We start from the raw sequence: 17,225 nt of genomic DNA, 5'->3' as shown, positions 1-17,225 counted from the left end.
GCCAGAACTGTCGAAGGGCTTGGCAGCGTCAGAACGGCTTGCGCCAGATATCAATACATTTGTGAAGATGCGCTTACTTGCGCTCAGAGCAATCAAAAACACCAGTCGCTTCAAAGTACCGCAAAAGAACTTGCGAGCGACGAGGTCGAAGCCGAAGTGAAGCTGTCCACTAGGCCGAACGATGAGCAGAATGCATGCCCAAATCCAATGCCTCGATGCCGGTTTTCAGACTCCTAGAACCACCTCGGAGACGAGTCGATTTTTTCCCGACGCGAGAACGCCTCCAAACAAACAACAGACGACAAAATACGTTTTCAGCTGTTTTTCTTCGCTTCCGCAAATCGCTTGTCACTGACAATGTCCGTCAAAGCGTTTTCGATCGGAGGGAACCGATCACAAACGTCCTCCAAAGTGCTTGGCAGGTCGTTCGGTACAGAAGACCCATTAGACTTCTCACCTACAAGAACATGGTTCGCGGCAACATATGTGCCAGCAAAATATTTCATCACGTCACTCTCCTTCAACGGACCAGTACGTTCAATTGCCTGCACAACCCCATAGGTTGAATATGTGCAAAAGTATATGAATACTATGAAAACAAAATGTACACGCACAATTAACCCCACCCTCACTATTGGAGGGGCAATCACCCAAGCCGCTTTTAGTCTCGCCTACCCGACACGCGCGATCTCGGATGGAACGAATTTTCTTGGGGTCTCCGCCTTGCGGTTCAACTGATGCAGCAGTTCGACCTGATTGGACACACCAGTCTTTGCAAAGATCGAGCTGAGGTGTGAACGCACCGTGGTCGGGCAAACAGACAGCGATTGGGAAATTTTCTTCACTGTCATTCCCTCTTTCATCATTGCGCAAATCCTGAACTCGCACCGGCTTAGATCCGCCGGGTTCTGAGGATCCAGGATCGGAACGTAACTGTCGCTCTCAACTGCTCTGAGGCGATGGCCCCGCCCCTGCTCCAACCTAGCCGAGATTGTACCGGGGACGCGTCTGCTCCACCCAGAAGCAAGCGTCGAGGCCATAATGCTCAGGAGATCCATCTCGAATTCCCTGGGTTGCAGAAGATAATGCAACTCAAGGTAATCGACATGGCCGGCTTTCGCCTCAAGCGGAATAACGATGACCTCGCCAATTCCGTTTAATTTCGCACGCGAAAAAGGGAATATGGGCGCATTGTCGTCCTTCATATCTGAAAATTTCCAGATTGAACCCGCTTTTGCTGCTTCTGCACTATCCCCTAATACAAACTCCGCTTTTGTTTGCGGCTGGGTAGGAAATGCTTTTCCTTCTTGCAGACAGCAACGCGCAATATAATCGGCTTTTCCACTTGGTTTCGAAGTTCGGACAATTAAAGCTGCATCGGCATAAACAATGCGAAGTAACTGATCCAATACTTCTGGAATGTTATTACTTCCATTTAAAGCGTGCGACCATTCCAGTACGAAATTCAAACTGTCCTGCGCGCAAGCGCTTCTAGAAAAACTAGCACTCATCACTCTGTTCACCAACCCGACCAAAACACACAGTCGGGCTCCTTTATGTAGCCCCCACCACTGACACAAACTTGTTCGGTTTATGTCACGTCAGCAACTGGTTTTGCGATTGCATCTGAAGACGCAAGTACAAATCGAGAAAACCCGCAGACAGGTATTCTGTTGATTTTGTTGTATTTTCTTGAACCGCCGAACAACTAAGCCCCCTCTTAGCACGTCCCAATCACTGATTCCGTCGACTCAGGATACACCACCAGACTCTCCACAATTCAACACAAATTTGCCCCATTGTTTCCTAATGTGTTGATTCGGCACAACATAAACACTCCGTTCACCCAAGGTTAACTAAATTAACCCCCCTGGTGTTTCCGCCATACAATTTACAACCTAAAATTGAATTATTCCTAGCTTTATCGGAAGGCGAATGAATTTAACGCGGCTACCGTGATTCTCGAGCTGACGACGAATGCGTGGCTCGTGTTGCGATAATACGCAACGTCGGTGTAAATTTAACCTTTCGGGGGAAACATGACTAAATTCCTGAACAAATTCCTAAAAGAAGAAAGCGGTGCGGCAATTGTTGAATATGGCCTCGCGCTTCTGGTTGTTGCTTCGATCGCTGTAGGTGCGTTCTCGTTCCTGGGTGACCAGACAGATGTTCACGTGCGAGGCGCGTGCGATGCACTGGGTGACGACACCTGCACGACAGTTACTCCTATTAGCGGCCTCTAAGAGCAAGTGTACAACGTCGGTGTTAGTATAACCTTTCGGGGGCAAACGTGACTAAACTCTTAACGATCTTCGTAACGGAAGAAAGCGGTGCCGCAATTGTTGAATATGGCCTTGCCCTTCTGGTTGTGGTTTCGCTTACGGTTACTGCATTCACGTTCCTTGGAGATCAAACCGACGAAAACGTAACCGGTGCTTGTTCAGCACTGGGAAGCGACAACTGCACGACCATTACTCCAGTGGAGTAACGGTAACAAACTGAGATATTCTCATAACAAACACAATTCTGCGCCGTCGCACCAGTTCAGTGGCGGCGCAGAATTCTCCGCCGGGATTTTCGAAAAACACGGCAAAACCGAAGTTTCGAATTTTTTGTGCGTAACTATTGGAGACAGCGATGCGTATTAGACCAATTCTCACAACGCTCTTCGGAATCGCAATTGCTTCTGGTTCCGTGTACCTGGCGAAGGACTACATTCAAATCAACCCACCTGCGCCCGAAGTGACGACCTCAAACGCTGATTTGGTCGATATTTACGTTGCGCAGTCGGAAATTGAATTTGGCCAGGCCATCGAAAGCCACCATGTCGCAATTCATCCGTGGCCCCGGGAGGCGCTTCCTCCGGGTGTATTCACGGAACTAGATGTGCTCGTTCCTTCAGAGCGGCAGCATTTGCGTCGTGCCAAAGGGCGCTTCTACCCCGGTGAAGTTATCCTTCAAGCGAAGGTTTCGAACTACGGGGAAAAAGTAACTCTGGTTCAAAAGCTGGGTGAAAACACCCGTGCCATGGCCATCAAGGTCAACGCCGTTACCGCGGTCGGCGGGTTTGTTACCCCTGGTGACTGGGTGGATATTGTTATGACGCGAAATTCAGGTGGTGAACTGGCCGCAGTGACTATCCTGCAGAAAATCCGGGTGATTGGTGTGGACCAACAATCCGAAGAACAGAACAATCAGCCTGGTGTCGCCCGTACGATTACGGTCGAGGTCACGCCCCAGCAGGGTCAGCGGCTTGCTCTAGCGCAAAAAGCGGGAACGCTGAGCTTAACCCTCAGAACACTGGATAGCGTCGAAGACGAGGTGATGGAGATGGTTCGCCTACGCGATCTGTTGCAGGAAGAAGGCCCGGTTGAGAATGCCGAAGCCCGCCCCACAATCAGATTGAATCGCGGCACCAAATCCGAGGTTGTGACTTTCGACAGAATACGCCGTCGTAGCGAAGAACCCGACGAGTCAGAACCTGCTGCCGAGGCTGAGTCCAGCAATCAATCGGATGCCGAGGTCACACCTGCAATCGTGACCCCGGACACCCAAGCCAACACTCGTGAAATCGACGTCAGTCAGAGTGCAACTCAGTAGGACCGAGCCATGTTTCGGAAAGCAATCATATCACGCTTTGCAAAGGACGAACGCGGCACAGTGGTGATCCTTTGGGGTACGGCACTGGTGGCATTTATCGGCTTCTTTGCAATCACATTGGATGTTGGCCGGTTAAGCTCGACCCATGCAGAGCTTCAATCCTTCGCGGACAACGTCGCATTGGCTGCCGCTGCTGAATTGGACGGGCAACCCGATGCGCTTACCCGTTCGACAAATGCAGCCGTCAATTTAATCAGCCGCAATCAGACATTTGCAGACGGAGCCGGAACGCTTTCAGGTGCGGCCGAATTCAAGCTTACCTTTTATTCCGCCCTGCCGGAGTCCGACGAAGATGAGCTCGAGCTGGACGATGTCACCACAGACCCGCGCTTAGCCAAGTTTGCGCACGTGGCCCTAACGCCAAGATCACTCAGCATGAACATGGCGTCTGCTCTGAACCGAATGGTTGGCGGTGGCGGGATTACGGTATCAAACCTTACAGCAGAAGCCGTAGGTGGATACGCGAAAGCAGCCTGCGACATCACCCCGCTGATGTTCTGCCTACCTGACAACTGGGAGACCACGTTGGACGTCGGCGATCAGATCCTGCTTCGCAGCGGTGGCGGTGGCAGCGGCGGTACTGGCGCTGCCTGGGGGCCAGGGAATTTCGGTTTTGTCGACTTGGAAGAATATGAAGACGTCGATGGTGCGTGTGAGAATGAAGGTGGCAACCAACTTGCATGCCTGATTGCAGCGCAAGAGGCCATTACGCAGTGCGTCCTTACCAACGGCTTTACGACTGAACCCGGACAGAAGGAAGGCATCACCAGCGCCGCATTCAATACGCGCTTTGATATCTTCGAATCCGTCCTCAACGGGGACAGAGATAAGAAAAAGTATGCACCTGCTCCCAACGTCATCAAAGGGAAAAAGGGTACGGGCGGCAACGTTTGTATCCAAGGTGGTACAGAGGATACGGGCGCCGCAACTCTTGGCCACGACCTTTGCATGGCCGCGGGTAATTGCGACACAAACAATGACCGGTTCGGTGACGGTATTTGGGCTCGCCAGGAATATCTGGACGCAAATCACGGCGGAACAGACGATCATCTGCAATTGATGCCCGTGCCGGCAGGCGTCAAGCCCAATTCTCGCTATGAGATGTACTTGCAGGAAATCAAGTATGCAACATCCGCGAGCAACCCACTTGCTCCTGATTCCATTCTGGATCCGGTCAATTTGGACCCCGACTACCCACCGGAAACAGGTCGCCCAATATGCTCCAGCCAAATGTCGGACAAACCCGAGCGACGCGTCGTAAACGCAGCGGGTGTCGATTGCTCGAAAACCGTAATCAAGGGCAAAACTGAGAACGTACCCGTAACAAAGTTCGTCTCTGTCTTTCTGACCGAACCTGTTGGCGAGGACGGTTCATCGCCCCCCAACTTTAACATTTATGGTGAGGTCGTGGGCTTTCCGGAGGTCGAAGGCGTCGGCGGCGGCGGCAATGGGTTCGGCGGCATCTTCCGCGACGTTGTTCAACTGTATCGGTAAGGGAGGAGCTTGATCATGCCTTTACGCCTGCCCTCCCCTCTCAAACGGTTAGCAAAGCGAGATGACGGCGCAATCCTTGTGGAATTTGGCCTTATCCTACCGTTCATGGTGCTCTTGCTGGCCGGGACATTGGAATTCGCACGCGTGATGTGGTCATACCAGGCAGTCATCGCAGGCGTTCGGGATGCCAGTCGCTATATGTCCCGAATTACACCTTCAGATATCTGCAGCTCTGGCGGGACTGTCACTACGCTCGCCCCGACTTTGAAGGGGATTATCGAGAACGAAAGGAAGGGAGACGAACGCATTCTCCCGCCCCATATAACCGTCAACTCGGTCACACCCAGCCTGACCTGCGTTACAGGCACATACCGAGTTAGCCCGGCCCCTGTTGGGCAGGTTACTGCCAATATCACCATTAATTTCCCGATGGGTGGCCTGTTTGCGGCGTTCGATGGCCGCACACCTTCGATAACGACGAATGTCTCTGACACAACACGGATTTTCGGACAATGAAACGCGCACATCATATTTTTGCGCAAATGCGCCACCTGAGACGTAAGCTGGTCCAAGATCAGGATGCCGGTGTTCTTGTCGAATTCGCCATTGTTGTTTCCCTGTTTCTGTTCCTTTTCATGTCACTGCTGGATTTCGGCCGTCTTTCCTTCAGTGTGGTAAACGCGCAAAAGGCCGCGCAGATGGCCGCACGTCTTGCCATTGTTCGCCCAGCTGCATGTAACTATGCCGATACAACCCCCCTTCCGCTAACGCATCAGCGCGGTACCGACAATTCGCTCCGTTTTGGCGCAGCGTGCGATGCCGCAGTCGGCGTATGCATTGATCCAGGCGACCTCGTTTGTACAGGTGGCGTTGAGAACCTTGCCACTGATCAGGACCCTATTGGAACTTCAGCCGAAATCTGGCGTCGCATCAGCCCGCTTCTACCGCTGGGCGCGACGATAGATAACTTACAAATTACTTATCAATTTGATGACGAACTGGGTTTTCTGGGCGGCCCCTACACCCCGATGGTTACAGTTGAACTGAATCTGGCTGATTTTGAGTTCGTGTCACCGCTGGGCGCATTGGCCAATGCTGCGGGCGCGACGAACAGCTCACTTCCAAATGTAGGTGACACGTTGGGCTATTCCAGTTTCAGCGTCTCGCTACCTGCTGAAGACCTTGCACTAGGAGAATCAGGATGACGGAAAAAAATGTTTCCACACTGAAATCACACTCGGTCATGCTTGTTTCCGAGAACGAGGCCATTGCTCAGATTGTGGCTGACGTCTTTCCGGCGGCCGAAGACAATAAAGTCACCGAGAACGCGAGTTCCTTTCAAGCCTTGAATGGAACCGCCCTACAATTGGCCTTCAAGCATGATTTAGTGATCTTTGAAATCGACCCGGATGATGCGGTTGAAGTGGACGCAATCAAAGACATTCTGGCGCATCGCGATGACGATACATTGTTTGTGGCCCTTACGCAGAACGACCTCACGATCAGCAAGGCGCGTGAGCTGCGGAAGATCGGTATTGATGAAGTCCTGCCTCTTTCAATCGACGGCGAGGAACTGAAAGCCGCAGTCAGCGAAAAAATCAGCGCCCGCTCGGTCCCGCAGCAGGCATTTCAGAGCGCAGCCACCGTGCTGGGCAGGGTGATACCGGTCGCCAAGTCACGCGGAGGCGTAGGCGCATCAACCGTTGCCGTGAATCTTGCTTGCTCATTGGTCGGTGGAAAAGGGTCTTTGTTCCGGAAGTCGTCAAAAAGCCGCGTCGCACTACTGGATTTTGATCTTCAGTTCGGAAACACGAACGTGTTCCTGGATTTAGAAGACAATGGCGGATTCCTACAACTAATTGAAAACGCAGAAAAACCTGATGATCGTTTTCTTTCTTCAATCTTGCAGGAGCACACTCTAGGCGTAGACGTTCTGTGCGCGCCGGCTCCGATGGTACCGCTTCAATCGATGCGGCCCGATATGATTGAAGGAATGCTCGACCTGCTTCAACAGCGGTATGATTACATCATAATCGACCTTCCCTGCGCCGTTGTTGAATGGGTCGAGCCAATTTTAAAGCGGGCCGCCCAGCTTGCCCTGGTGACGGACACCACCGTGCCGTGTGTACGCCAGGCGCGGCGTTTGATCGATTTCTACCGAGAGGCAAACATGACCCTGCCGGTTGAAATCGTCGTCAGCCGCGAGCGTAACTCGATGATCCGACCCTCGCATGTCCGTGAGGCCGAGAAGGTCTTGGAGACAAAACTGAAACACTGGCTGCCGGACAATCCGAAAGTCGCCCGCAATTCCGTGGATCTTGGACGACCGATCGTGGACATGAAACCGCAATCGGACCTTGGCAAAGCTTTGTCAAAATTGGCTACTGCCGTTTCGGTCGAGGTTCAGCCTGTCGCCGCAAAAAGTACGTAAAAGGAGATCACCGTGTTCAACGAATTCAGATCACGAAAGGCTACTTCTAAGTCGAATGTGCTGACACTGGAACGGCCAATTGAAATGCCTCCGGTGCAGGTGACTTCCGAACCCGTAGACGCAGACCTGCAAGCTCACCTGGAACTCAAAAGTCGTTTGCACAGTGAACTTCTTGATCGTCTTAACCTGTCGGTCATCGACAAGGTTGAGCGGCCGGAGTTGAAACGGCAGATCGCATCTTTGGTTACAGGCATGATTGAAGCCGAACGCCTGCATATGCGGTCCGAAGACTTCACGACCTTAGTTGACGAGCTTATCCATGAAGTTCTCGGCTTGGGACCGTTAGAACCTCTGCTGGAAGATCCGACCATCAACGATATCCTCGTCAATTCTTATGACCAGGTTTACGTCGAACGGTTTGGCCTTCTTGAGGAATCCAAAGCACGTTTTCGCGATGAGCGCCACTTACTTCGGATCATTGACAAGATCGTCAGCAAAGTCGGCCGGCGCATCGACGAATCCCAACCTTGGGTCGATGCGCGATTGGAGGACGGCAGCCGCGTAAATGCCATTATCAGACCTTGCTCCGTCGATGGACCTGCACTTTCCATTCGGAAATTCTCTCGCAACCCCCTGACAATAAAAAGGCTTGTTGAACAGGACAGTATGAATGAGCAAGCCGCTCAGCTTCTCGAGGCTCTTGTCGAAGCACGGTTGAACATCCTTATCTCGGGGGGCACCGGGTCTGGTAAAACAACCATGCTGAATGCCGTATCTTCGTTTATTGATGGCAAGCAACGCATTGTCACAATCGAAGACGCCGCCGAACTTCAACTTCAACAGAGCCATGTTGTGCGACTGGAAACCCGCCCCCCCAATGCTGAGGGGCAAGGTGTCATCACGCAACGTGATTTGGTTCGCAACGCCCTGAGGATGCGCCCGGATCGTATCATCGTCGGCGAGGTTCGCGGCTCTGAGTGTTTTGATATGCTTCAGGCTATGAACACCGGGCACGATGGGTCAATGACCACGGTTCACGCGAATTCGGCGCGCGACGCGTTAGGCCGGGTAGAACAAATGGTCACAATGCTTGGTGCCGATTTGCCGGTCCGAACCATTCGATCACAAATCGCGTCGGCCATTCATGTTGTACTTCAACTCAGCCGTCTCAGCGATGGGACCCGTCGTGTCGTCAGCATTTCCGAAATAACGGGAATGGAAGACGAAACGATTACCATGCAGGACATCTTTGTTTTCAAACGCCGCGGCAAGTCCGAAAACGGCGAAGTTCTCGGAGAGTTCCTACCCACGGGCATTCGCCCGAAATGCTTCGACCAACTGGTTGCCGCCGGAGTTGATGTAGATACCAATATGTTTATTCGCGGGGCTATGTCATCATGATTGATCTGCAGCCAAACACTATAAACGTCCTAATTTACATCTCTATTTTCATTGGCATCCTGTTGGCTTACGAAGGTCTGCAGCAGCTCTTCCTGCGTAGAGAAACCCTGACGGAAGCACGAAACCGGCGCATGAAAATGCTTCAGGGCGGTGCATCCTCTGACGAGGTTTTGCAGTTGTTGCGGGACCCGGCCATGTTAAATCCAGGAGAAAGCCCTGGTCTGATGGCTCGCTTTCGACGTTTGCTTGTTCAGGCCGGCGTCATGATCAGCCCGTTCTGGATCGTTTTGGTCGCCATTGTATTGGCAGTCGGTGCCTTTGTTGTTGCAGTCCGATTTGTTTCCCAAGAGCTTGCTTTGGCATGTGCCGTCGTGGTTGGCATTGCCCTGCCGTTGCTCACATTGATCGCGTTGAAAGAAAACAGAGCCCAAAAACTAACCAATCAATTGCCGGACGCTCTGGATCTGATGGCACGTGGCCTCAAAGTTGGTCATCCCGTTGCCGTGACGGTCGGCAATGTGGCGACGGACCTGCCGGATCCAATCGGTTCTGAATTCGGCATCATCCAAGACCAGATCAACTACGGTGATGACGTGGCCACAGCCTTTCAGGACTTTGCAAGGCGCGTGGGAACCGAAGACGCCAATTATCTGGCAGTCAGCATTGGTATTCAGCACGGCACTGGCGGCAACTTGGCGCGGGTGTTGAACATCCTGTCTCAGGTCATCAGAGACCGTCAAACTATGCAAAAGAAAATTAAGGCCATCTCCGCCGAGGGTCGACTGAGCGGTCTTATTCTCACGTTCCTGCCAATTCTCATCTACCTCTCGATCGAGCTTGCGACGCCCAGTTTCTATGGCGATGTTCGAAACGATCCGCTGTTTCCCTATTTCGCAGGCGTCATAATCGGCTTGATTATCCTTCAGGGGCTTATTCTCAGACGGCTCGTTAAGTTCAAATTCTAACAGGGAGAAGAGACATGGAAACTATTCAAGATATCCTGAACGATCCAGATCTTCCCCTGCAATATTTCTTGCTGGCGGGAATTGCCATAAGCGTATTTTTTGTGGTTCTGGGTGTGTCCGGCATGGCCACAAGCGACGACACGGCCGCACGCCGTATGCGTGTAGGTGGCGTGTCGAGTGGACACGGAGCGGACTTTGACCTTCTTCAGGGGGACAACAGTGACCCGCATGGGCTGTTCAAAGCCTTTGTACCATCCTCAAAGCGTGAACGTTCCCGGGTTGGTCGGCTTTTGAAACAGGCTGGCGTCCAGCGCAAGAATGCCGTGCGTACCTTCTATTTGTTCCGCGTTATCATGGGGTTGGTTTTTCCTGCTACATTCGTAATCGCCATGGCCTTGCCGCTTGAAACACAGGTACAGTTGGGAATCGCAAACGTGTTTCAAGGGATTACCTGGATAAATGCCCTGCAAATTGTCACCGCATTGATGGTTATCGGGTTTTACGGTCCAGCTCTCTGGCTGCGGCGGCGGATAAGAATACGTCGTACGGCGATTGAGCACAGCCTCCCGAACGCGCTGGACCTGATGCAAGTGGCGATCGAAGCTGGATTGGGCTTTGATGCTGCGATGGTTCGCGTAGCACACGAAATGGCACACGCTGCGCCGGAAATTTCGAAGGAGTTCACCATTCTACAGTTGGAACTACAGGCCGGTAAAGAACGCCAGGCTGCTTTTCTGGACATGGCCGATCGCGTCGACATTGAAGAAATGCATTCATTTGCCAATGCGCTCCTGCAGTCCAACCAGTACGGGACCAGCATTTCCACTGCCCTCCGCAGGTTCGCCACCGATATGCGCGTTGATCGCGAGCTTCGGGCACAAGAAAAGGCCAACCGCTTGCCCGTGCAGATGTCTGCCGTAATGGCCTTGTGCATGATGCCAGTGTTGTTGATGATTTGTTTAGCGCCAATGGTGATCCGTTGGGTGAATATGTTTGGGTGATTGCTGTCTGACCGCTGAGGAATACGCGAATTTGCCGAAAGTCGGCTCCGTAAGCAACTCACGGGTCGCTCACAATTTGCCTTAGTGGCAACGCAAGCCTTGCGTTAGCTGTCGCGTTGGGTCGGCATATCAGCCGATCCAAATGTAGCTACGATCAGATTGCAGCCATCATCTCATCGCTGTCCGATATCGGCTCAATTAGACAAAGTTGGAAATAGTACTGCTTCGCCAGCGCCCATTTTGTTCGTGAGTGGCCGCGCTGTCAGACAAATTCAAACCAGTCTCAAGTCGGCCGTTGAGGCTACCCTTTAGGTGGTCCAAAGTTTGCGCCACCCGGTCAGAAGTGCGGACCGTACCAGCATGAATATGGCTCGGCTAGTGAGAGACCATTCAAGGTAGAAGTGGCCGTATATGGAGGATTGGACGGTGGTAAATTTCCCCGAACTCCGCATGCGCCTGCAACGTAAAGTGGCACGGTCTCTTTATCGGACTGGCAGCTAGGAATTCTCAACCCAATTGTTAAGCCACCCGCCCATATCAACCTCTGATTTGCTGACACTATAGAATTAGGTACGGCCCGTAAATTAAGGCGTGCTCTGATTTTTTTCGAGCACGCCCCATGGATATTGATCAATGTTTCATTACACTTCTCACCGAATTGCACACGTCAAAACCTCCAGTTTGCGTCACGCCCGTATCGCAAATCCTTGTGGTAAAGATCGGGGTCAAGACCGACATCTTTCAGCATACGTTTGTCAAGCTGGGAAACATGTCTGAAGTCCCGCCGAATGCGGTATTCACGAATTGCCGCGTTTCTCATGCGTGAAAGCAGGCCTACAAAAGTCTGAGCCAGAGAGAATCCTCTGCTACCACGTCCATATGGCACTTGAGCACCAACCGGTCGATACAGCGTACTGCGGGGGCGGGATAATAAACTACGCTTGATTGTCATTTCTTCCTCCTAGTGTTGGCGCGACTGCACCGATTTCACCCGGACCAAAGCGAAGCCCAATCTTCCCGGCCTTTCATCCTGTCGCGAAGACCGACCGCTAGATGAGCGCGCTAGAGTACCCGGAATTGTGTGAACCAAACCGCCGGTTAGACGGCCTTGGCTGTAGGTTGCTGTGTTGCTATGCAGACGTGCTCCACATGACGATGGTCCGTGCCGCAACACCCGCCGATGACGGTCAAATTGGGCAAGAACTGTGTAAGCTCTTGATGAAGTTCACCGAATTCCTTCGGGTTGCCGTCATCCAACTCCTCAGCTTCGTCCAGCTCGGCATGGGACAGGCGCGACGCGTTGGCTCGCACGCCCATGATCCGCTTCGTCCACTCGCCGCCTTGCTCCAGAACAGAGCGGAAATGATCGGGATGTGCACAATTGATCATGAAGTACGCCGCCGTGCTTCCTGTGGCTCTGTCGACCTGCTCAATGGCAGAGCGCAGACCCTGGCCCGAAGGCAGCCGGCCGTCGGTTTCGACCGTGAACGAGATCACCACCGGAATGTTCACTGATTGAGCAGCGCGCACGATGCCAATCGCTTCGTCGACATACGTCATAGTGATCGCGGAAACCATGTCAGCACCCATCTCGGCGAACCAGCCAACTTGAGTCTGATGATAAGCTTCGGCTTCCGATGCGCTCATTATTTCCGTCGGCGCATAACCGTCGCTGTGCGGCCCGATCACTCCGTTGACCACAAAGGGAGAAGCCGGAGTTTCATGCTCCGCACGCATCTTCACAAGGGTTGCGATAACCTCCCGGTGAACCTCTCTCAGCTGATCACGGTCCACTCCGAGCTCAGCTGCCCAACGGGGGCTGGCGCGCCAGGTCGGAGTGTCCATTATGAACCCACGGTTATGCTTCACTGCCAGCCGAGCGAACCCGCGCATATACCTGCCTATAGCGTCAATGCCTTCCTGGCTTTCCAGTGCCTTGAAAGCTGCAAACAGTGGCAGGTCGATCCCGTCGTGAAAGACCAGGGTGGTTTCAAGACCACCATCTGCCACCATCTGGGTGCCGTTCAACTGCGGCAGCGAATTCCGATACTTCATTTGCTATTCTCCTGTTTCTGAGCCCAAGACGGGCCATTACGGATGAAACGGGAATAGCAGCGGCCCGGTTTCGAACCTTGAACCGCATCTGAGCTTTTCCTGAGAAAGTATGAGGGTTAGGCTTGTTTCAAACGAGAATTGTTTCAAACATGATCGGTTCCGGGGCATGAAATACGCTTTTAACGATTGTACGATTGATACCGATCTCTTTCAGATTTCGCGTGGTGAGGTCTGTAACAGTCTAACCCCGCAGACCCTGCAGATTCTGGAATACCTGATTACAAACCGAGATCGGGTTGTACTGAAGGACGAACTGGTTGAGCAGGTGTGGCGAGGCCGGTTTATCACTGACGCCACTTTGTCGACTGCGATGAAAGAAGCCCGCCAAGCGGTTGGTGACACGGGACGAGATCAGCACACAATCCGAACTGTACATGGGAAGGGGTTCCGCTTTGTCGCTGAAATCGACATGCCCGCGACCAACACACAAAACACACCAGCGCCAGACGGCATTGTTCTTGCGGTTCTGCCGTTCAGAAGTTTGGGCAAAAGTTCCGACGACGGGTTTCTGGCCGAAGGGCTGACCGAAGATACAATCACCAACCTGTCTCGGTTTCGCGAGCTCACTTTGTTTTCACATCGCACAACCGCCCAATTGGCTGCGGATAGGGTTTCAAACTCTGAGATGTCGGACAGGTATGCGGTCACCCATGTCGTCGAAGGCAGCATCCGAAGGTCTGAAAACCAGCTGCGGGTGACTGTGCAAGTGACCGAGGCCCGTAACGGCAGGTTGGTCGCCACCGAGCAATTCGATCGCGGAGGCGGACCCGAGGAACTGTTTGATATTCAGGAAGATCTTGCCGCTTTGATAGCCGGGCGCCTTGGTAGTCGCCACGGCCTCGTGGCGAAACAGGTCGCTCGCACCCTACCCTACGGACGGACGCATTCCTGGGACACTTATTTTCTCGTTGCGCAGTTTTATGAGTATTACCGATCCTACGATTATTCCATACATGAAGACATTCGGGACAGGTTGAAGGACGCGCTCATTACTGACCCCCAATCTTCAGATGGATGGGCGGCCTATGCCATGCTGTTGTTGGAAGAGTACCGCTATCACGTTAACCAGCGCCCTGATGTAGATGCCTTGGCGCTATCAGCACAAGCCGCGCGCAAGGCGGTGGAATGCGACGGGCTGAACGCCTTTGCGCAAATGACGCTGGCGCTGACCATCTTCTATCAGATGGACATTGCCGGATTTAGGGTCGCCGCCGAACGGGCGCTCGAGTTAAACTCCGGCCATTGCGATGTTTTGGCCGAGATCGGATCCTGCCATCTGTTTTTAGGCGAATATGATCGTGCAGTTGAATTGCTGGATCGTGCGATTGACCTGAGTCCAGTCCACCCCGGTTGGTACCATTACGCGCGGTGCTGGCTCTATGCATCGCAGGGCTTCACCGAGGCCGCGCTGATTGAGATTGAGAAAGTTCCCATGCCCGATTTCTTTTGGTACCAGGCGCATCTTGCGTGGCTACATGGCGAACTGGGCAACACTGAAAAAGCCCAAGCAGCCGCTAAGATCATGCGAGAGATGTTCCCGATCTTCGAGGACGTCGTCTATGAAGAACTCGCGATGACCGGCATCACTCCGGAACACGGCGAGATGGCTGTGCGAGGATGGCGCAAGGCCGGACTCAGAATTCCGGAATATCCGAATTAGATCGCAGACGTGTCATTGCAGGCACGGCGATCAAGCCTGAGACCGCAACCGCTGCGGCCAAAGCCGGATAGCCCCCCACTGCGATTGCAAGGCTCCCGAGCACACCTCCCATTGCAAAGCCGAGAAGGTAGCGCGCCATACCAGCTGCCGGCGCATCTGTCCGATCCAGATACAGTGGAAAAAACAGGAATAGGCCGAAAGCGTTGATTAGAATAGTGGCTCCAATCAGCAACTCAGTCTTTGACAAATAGGTAAGCCCTCCCGCGAAAGCGGCGAGTAGCAGACCAAATACCCCGGCATACAGGCTCAGCCGGTTGGGTATGATACCCGCAAGGTAAGAACCCAACCCCGAGAGCAACAGGCTTCCGGCCAGCCAGGCGCTAAGGCTGCCAAGGTTTAGCTCAACCGAAAAAACTTCGAGAAAAGCCCAATAAGCGCCCATGCAGATGAAGAACGGCAGTAAGCTAATGTCCTGCTTCCAGTTGAAGTGCCGAACACTGCTTTTGTTTTGCGCAGGTAATTTCCGCAACAGCAGGATCACCTGTATCACCGTGAGAAGGGCCAAAAGAGGCAGCAGTGACAACTCGGTTACATGGATACCCATAAGCAGAACGAACGAAGCAGCGCATCCGATGGCCATTCCGTTGCCAATCATTCGCACAATGCTTGTGTCCGTAAGGCTGCGTGACAGGGGCAGAGCCAAAACAAGACCCAAAGACAAACCGACAATACCCGCGCCAACAAACAGTACCGTCGTCGAAATATCCTGCACCATCGCAGCACCAGAAACGCCACAGCAGGCAACGGCCGCAGCGGCGAGAGGTAGTGATTTAAACCGGGTGTCGGCTCCAGCCGCGCATCCGATTGCAGCGGATAGCAAGACGACACTGGCTAACAGGCCGACCGTCACTTCGGAGCTTTCGCTTTTAACTGCCAGTTCGACCAGCCAAATCGGCATCGTATTCAGAACAGTAACCGCTAGGGCGATGATGAATAAACGTGTCAGTTGACCATCCCTGCCAAGTCAGATTGTTTGTCTAATTCGATGTTTGTTCAAACTATTCTTCTGGTCAACGTTGCCGGTGCCGGACGTTGGATTTCACCACACCAACGACGGCAAAACGCAATGAACCAGACATTCGACAAACAATGCCAAATGTCTGGTCTAGGAAAACGGCGTCACCCGCGCCCTGAAGTATCCCACCAATGCGCTCGCATAAACTGCGGGATCGCCTTCGTTTTACCGCTCAATTTCTTGGCCTTTCCGGCTGTCAACGCAAGCTCCATCCATGCCTCTGGTGCTGTCAGCAAATCCGGGTAAGGCGTCTGTTTGTCGGTCGGAAGGAAACCATATCGAAGGTATAAGGTCGGAACACCCAACACGAACACAGCGTCCGCTCCAATGGACTTTAGGTGTTCGATACTCGTTTCAATCAATTCCTTGCCGACGCCGTGGCCCTGAAACTCCGGCAACACGCCACAAGGAGCGAGCAAGTAGCATATCGCGTCCGGGTGTTCCTCGAAGACGAAGGGCGTAAACAGCACGTTGCCAGCTACTTGCCCGTCCCCTTTGACACTGATTGAGATCGTGTCCGGGTGATCAAGAAAATTTTTAGCGAGCTGTGCGGTTTCTTCGCCCTCTGTTTCTCCAAACGCCTTTCTGTGCACTTCCACGATGGCTTCGATTTCTGCGTGGTCCATAGTTCTTTCCTATCTTTGGTTCATTTGCGCGCGAACGGACTGGTTCCCTAAATGCGTAATCCGATAGGGGCGGCCATTTTTTGATTTGATGAAGCGTTTGTCTTTGAGACGTTTGAATACGTCCAACGTGCAGGCAGAGAAAACAAAGCCGTCACGGGTATAACACTGAACGGATTGCACCTTTCCGTTGTCGGCGCGCGAGTATTTTATCTCACCACCTAAGGCGAGTTCGTGCAAAACACGTTGCTCGTGCTTTGAGATGTTCATTGGGATGTCTCGATTTTATGAAAGTACACAAATAAGACACTCAGCATCGCGCGTGAGTGTGCCTATCAATGTTGGTGTTCCTGTATTTTCTTCGCCAGGAACGGGCGTTAGGCCCGGGTCTCTTTCATAAAATCTCCATTGCGAGAGGCGACTCACCTCAAGCGTTCATCGTAGGTAATCTTCGATCTGTGAAACGTCAACTGGCTTACTGCACCAAACTGGTGCGGAACGAACTGAGCAGACCTTCACGGCATAGGAAACCTTTGTCGGCCTGGGCTCAAAGCCGTCGTCAGCTGCATGTCGTTCGACCGGCTGTTATGCGGATTTCTTGTCGTTTGCCACAATATAGATTTGAAAAATCAGTCTCCGGTCCTACTAATAATAACAACTGGCGGTTCCGACTCTCCGTCATACTGCAATGTCGTTTTACCCGCTCACGCCTTGGTAAATTGAAAAGACGCAATCAAGTTTCTTTTTGAAATTTCCCCAACAAATTCCGATTTTTGACTTTGATAGATAAGCGCGTACAA

18 protein-coding genes are annotated in these 17,225 nt (G+C 52.7%); 11 read left to right on the top strand and 7 right to left on the bottom strand.

Annotated elements, in window-relative coordinates; all coding sequences use genetic code 11:
* Positions 1–314: 314 nt before the first annotated feature.
* Both ABLN94_RS20080 and ABLN94_RS20075 read right to left on the bottom strand, forming a co-directional pair.
* Positions 315–506 (bottom strand): hypothetical protein, encoded by a 192-nt coding sequence (locus tag ABLN94_RS20080; protein WP_352995823.1) that lies wholly within the window; start codon positions 504–506, stop codon positions 315–317.
* Between the two features lie 165 nt (positions 507–671).
* Positions 672–1,469: a helix-turn-helix transcriptional regulator gene (locus ABLN94_RS20075; RefSeq protein ID WP_352995821.1), complete on the bottom strand. Its 798-nt coding sequence runs from the start codon at positions 1,467–1,469 to the stop codon at positions 672–674.
* Between the two features lie 570 nt (positions 1,470–2,039).
* On the opposite strand from ABLN94_RS20075, the gene ABLN94_RS20070 reads away from it, so the two are divergent.
* The 10 genes from ABLN94_RS20070 to ABLN94_RS20025 all read left to right on the top strand — a co-directional run bounded on the left by ABLN94_RS20070 (position 2,040) and on the right by ABLN94_RS20025 (position 10,952).
* Positions 2,040–2,243 (top strand): Flp family type IVb pilin, encoded by a 204-nt coding sequence (locus ABLN94_RS20070; protein WP_352995819.1) that lies wholly within the window; start codon positions 2,040–2,042, stop codon positions 2,241–2,243.
* A 47-nt stretch (positions 2,244–2,290) separates the two neighbouring features.
* Positions 2,291–2,488 carry a Flp family type IVb pilin gene (locus ABLN94_RS20065; RefSeq protein ID WP_352995817.1) on the top strand — a complete coding sequence of 66 codons (198 nt, stop codon included), beginning with the start codon at positions 2,291–2,293 and terminating at the stop codon, positions 2,486–2,488.
* A gap of 149 nt (positions 2,489–2,637) precedes the next feature.
* Entirely contained in the window at positions 2,638–3,600 is a 963-nt protein-coding gene (gene cpaB / locus ABLN94_RS20060) for a Flp pilus assembly protein CpaB (protein ID WP_352995815.1), read from the top strand.
* Between the two features lie 9 nt (positions 3,601–3,609).
* Positions 3,610–5,154 (top strand): TadE/TadG family type IV pilus assembly protein, encoded by a 1,545-nt coding sequence (locus ABLN94_RS20055; RefSeq protein WP_352995813.1) that lies wholly within the window; start codon positions 3,610–3,612, stop codon positions 5,152–5,154.
* Between the two features lie 15 nt (positions 5,155–5,169).
* Positions 5,170–5,670, top strand: a complete 501-nt coding sequence (locus ABLN94_RS20050) for a TadE/TadG family type IV pilus assembly protein (protein ID WP_352995811.1) — start codon at positions 5,170–5,172, stop codon at positions 5,668–5,670.
* Entirely contained in the window at positions 5,667–6,359 is a 693-nt protein-coding gene (locus tag ABLN94_RS20045; protein WP_352995809.1) for a TadE/TadG family type IV pilus assembly protein, read from the top strand. The genes ABLN94_RS20050 and ABLN94_RS20045 overlap by 4 nt, the downstream gene beginning before the upstream one ends.
* Complete coding sequence (locus ABLN94_RS20040; RefSeq protein WP_352995807.1) at positions 6,356–7,585, top strand: AAA family ATPase; 1,230 nt, start codon at positions 6,356–6,358, stop codon at positions 7,583–7,585. The genes ABLN94_RS20045 and ABLN94_RS20040 overlap by 4 nt, the downstream gene beginning before the upstream one ends.
* Before the next feature lie 12 nt (positions 7,586–7,597).
* A complete protein-coding gene (locus tag ABLN94_RS20035) occupies positions 7,598–8,986 on the top strand; it encodes a CpaF family protein (protein ID WP_352995805.1) in 1,389 nt (462 codons plus the stop codon).
* Entirely contained in the window at positions 8,983–9,951 is a 969-nt protein-coding gene (locus ABLN94_RS20030) for a type II secretion system F family protein (protein WP_352995803.1), read from the top strand. Before ABLN94_RS20035 ends, ABLN94_RS20030 begins: the two co-directional genes overlap by 4 nt.
* A gap of 14 nt (positions 9,952–9,965) precedes the next feature.
* Positions 9,966–10,952 (top strand): type II secretion system F family protein, encoded by a 987-nt coding sequence (locus tag ABLN94_RS20025; protein WP_352995801.1) that lies wholly within the window; start codon positions 9,966–9,968, stop codon positions 10,950–10,952.
* Positions 10,953–11,619: 667 nt separating this feature from the next.
* On the opposite strand, the gene ABLN94_RS20020 is transcribed toward ABLN94_RS20025, so the two are convergent.
* Together ABLN94_RS20020 and ABLN94_RS20015 are read right to left on the bottom strand one after the other, a co-directional pair.
* Complete coding sequence (locus ABLN94_RS20020; RefSeq protein ID WP_352995799.1) at positions 11,620–11,904, bottom strand: hypothetical protein; 285 nt, start codon at positions 11,902–11,904, stop codon at positions 11,620–11,622.
* Between the two features lie 146 nt (positions 11,905–12,050).
* Positions 12,051–13,007, bottom strand: a complete 957-nt coding sequence (locus ABLN94_RS20015; RefSeq protein WP_352995797.1) for a homocysteine S-methyltransferase family protein — start codon at positions 13,005–13,007, stop codon at positions 12,051–12,053.
* 166 nt (positions 13,008–13,173) lie between these two features.
* Here ABLN94_RS20015 and ABLN94_RS20010 point away from each other — a divergent pair, with 166 nt between their 5' ends.
* Positions 13,174–14,727, top strand: coding sequence for a winged helix-turn-helix domain-containing tetratricopeptide repeat protein (locus ABLN94_RS20010; RefSeq protein ID WP_352995795.1), 1,554 nt, complete (start codon positions 13,174–13,176; stop codon positions 14,725–14,727).
* Here the strand turns inward: ABLN94_RS20010 and ABLN94_RS20005 are convergent.
* The 3 genes from ABLN94_RS20005 to ABLN94_RS19995 form a co-directional block, all read right to left on the bottom strand.
* Positions 14,702–15,685 carry a hypothetical protein gene (locus ABLN94_RS20005; RefSeq protein ID WP_352995793.1) on the bottom strand — a complete coding sequence of 328 codons (984 nt, stop codon included), beginning with the start codon at positions 15,683–15,685 and terminating at the stop codon, positions 14,702–14,704. The genes ABLN94_RS20010 and ABLN94_RS20005 overlap by 26 nt on opposite strands.
* Positions 15,686–15,906: 221 nt before the next feature.
* Complete coding sequence (locus ABLN94_RS20000) at positions 15,907–16,428, bottom strand: GNAT family N-acetyltransferase (RefSeq protein ID WP_352995791.1); 522 nt, start codon at positions 16,426–16,428, stop codon at positions 15,907–15,909.
* A 9-nt stretch (positions 16,429–16,437) separates the two neighbouring features.
* Positions 16,438–16,695 carry a YjhX family toxin gene (locus ABLN94_RS19995; RefSeq protein ID WP_352995789.1) on the bottom strand — a complete coding sequence of 86 codons (258 nt, stop codon included), beginning with the start codon at positions 16,693–16,695 and terminating at the stop codon, positions 16,438–16,440.
* Between the last annotated feature and the right edge of the window lie 530 nt (positions 16,696–17,225).

This window comes from Ruegeria sp. SCP11 (assembly GCF_040329455.1).
Classification (GTDB): Bacteria; Pseudomonadota; Alphaproteobacteria; order Rhodobacterales; family Rhodobacteraceae; genus Ruegeria; species Ruegeria atlantica_E.
This window is presented reverse-complemented; position numbering and strand designations above follow the sequence as displayed.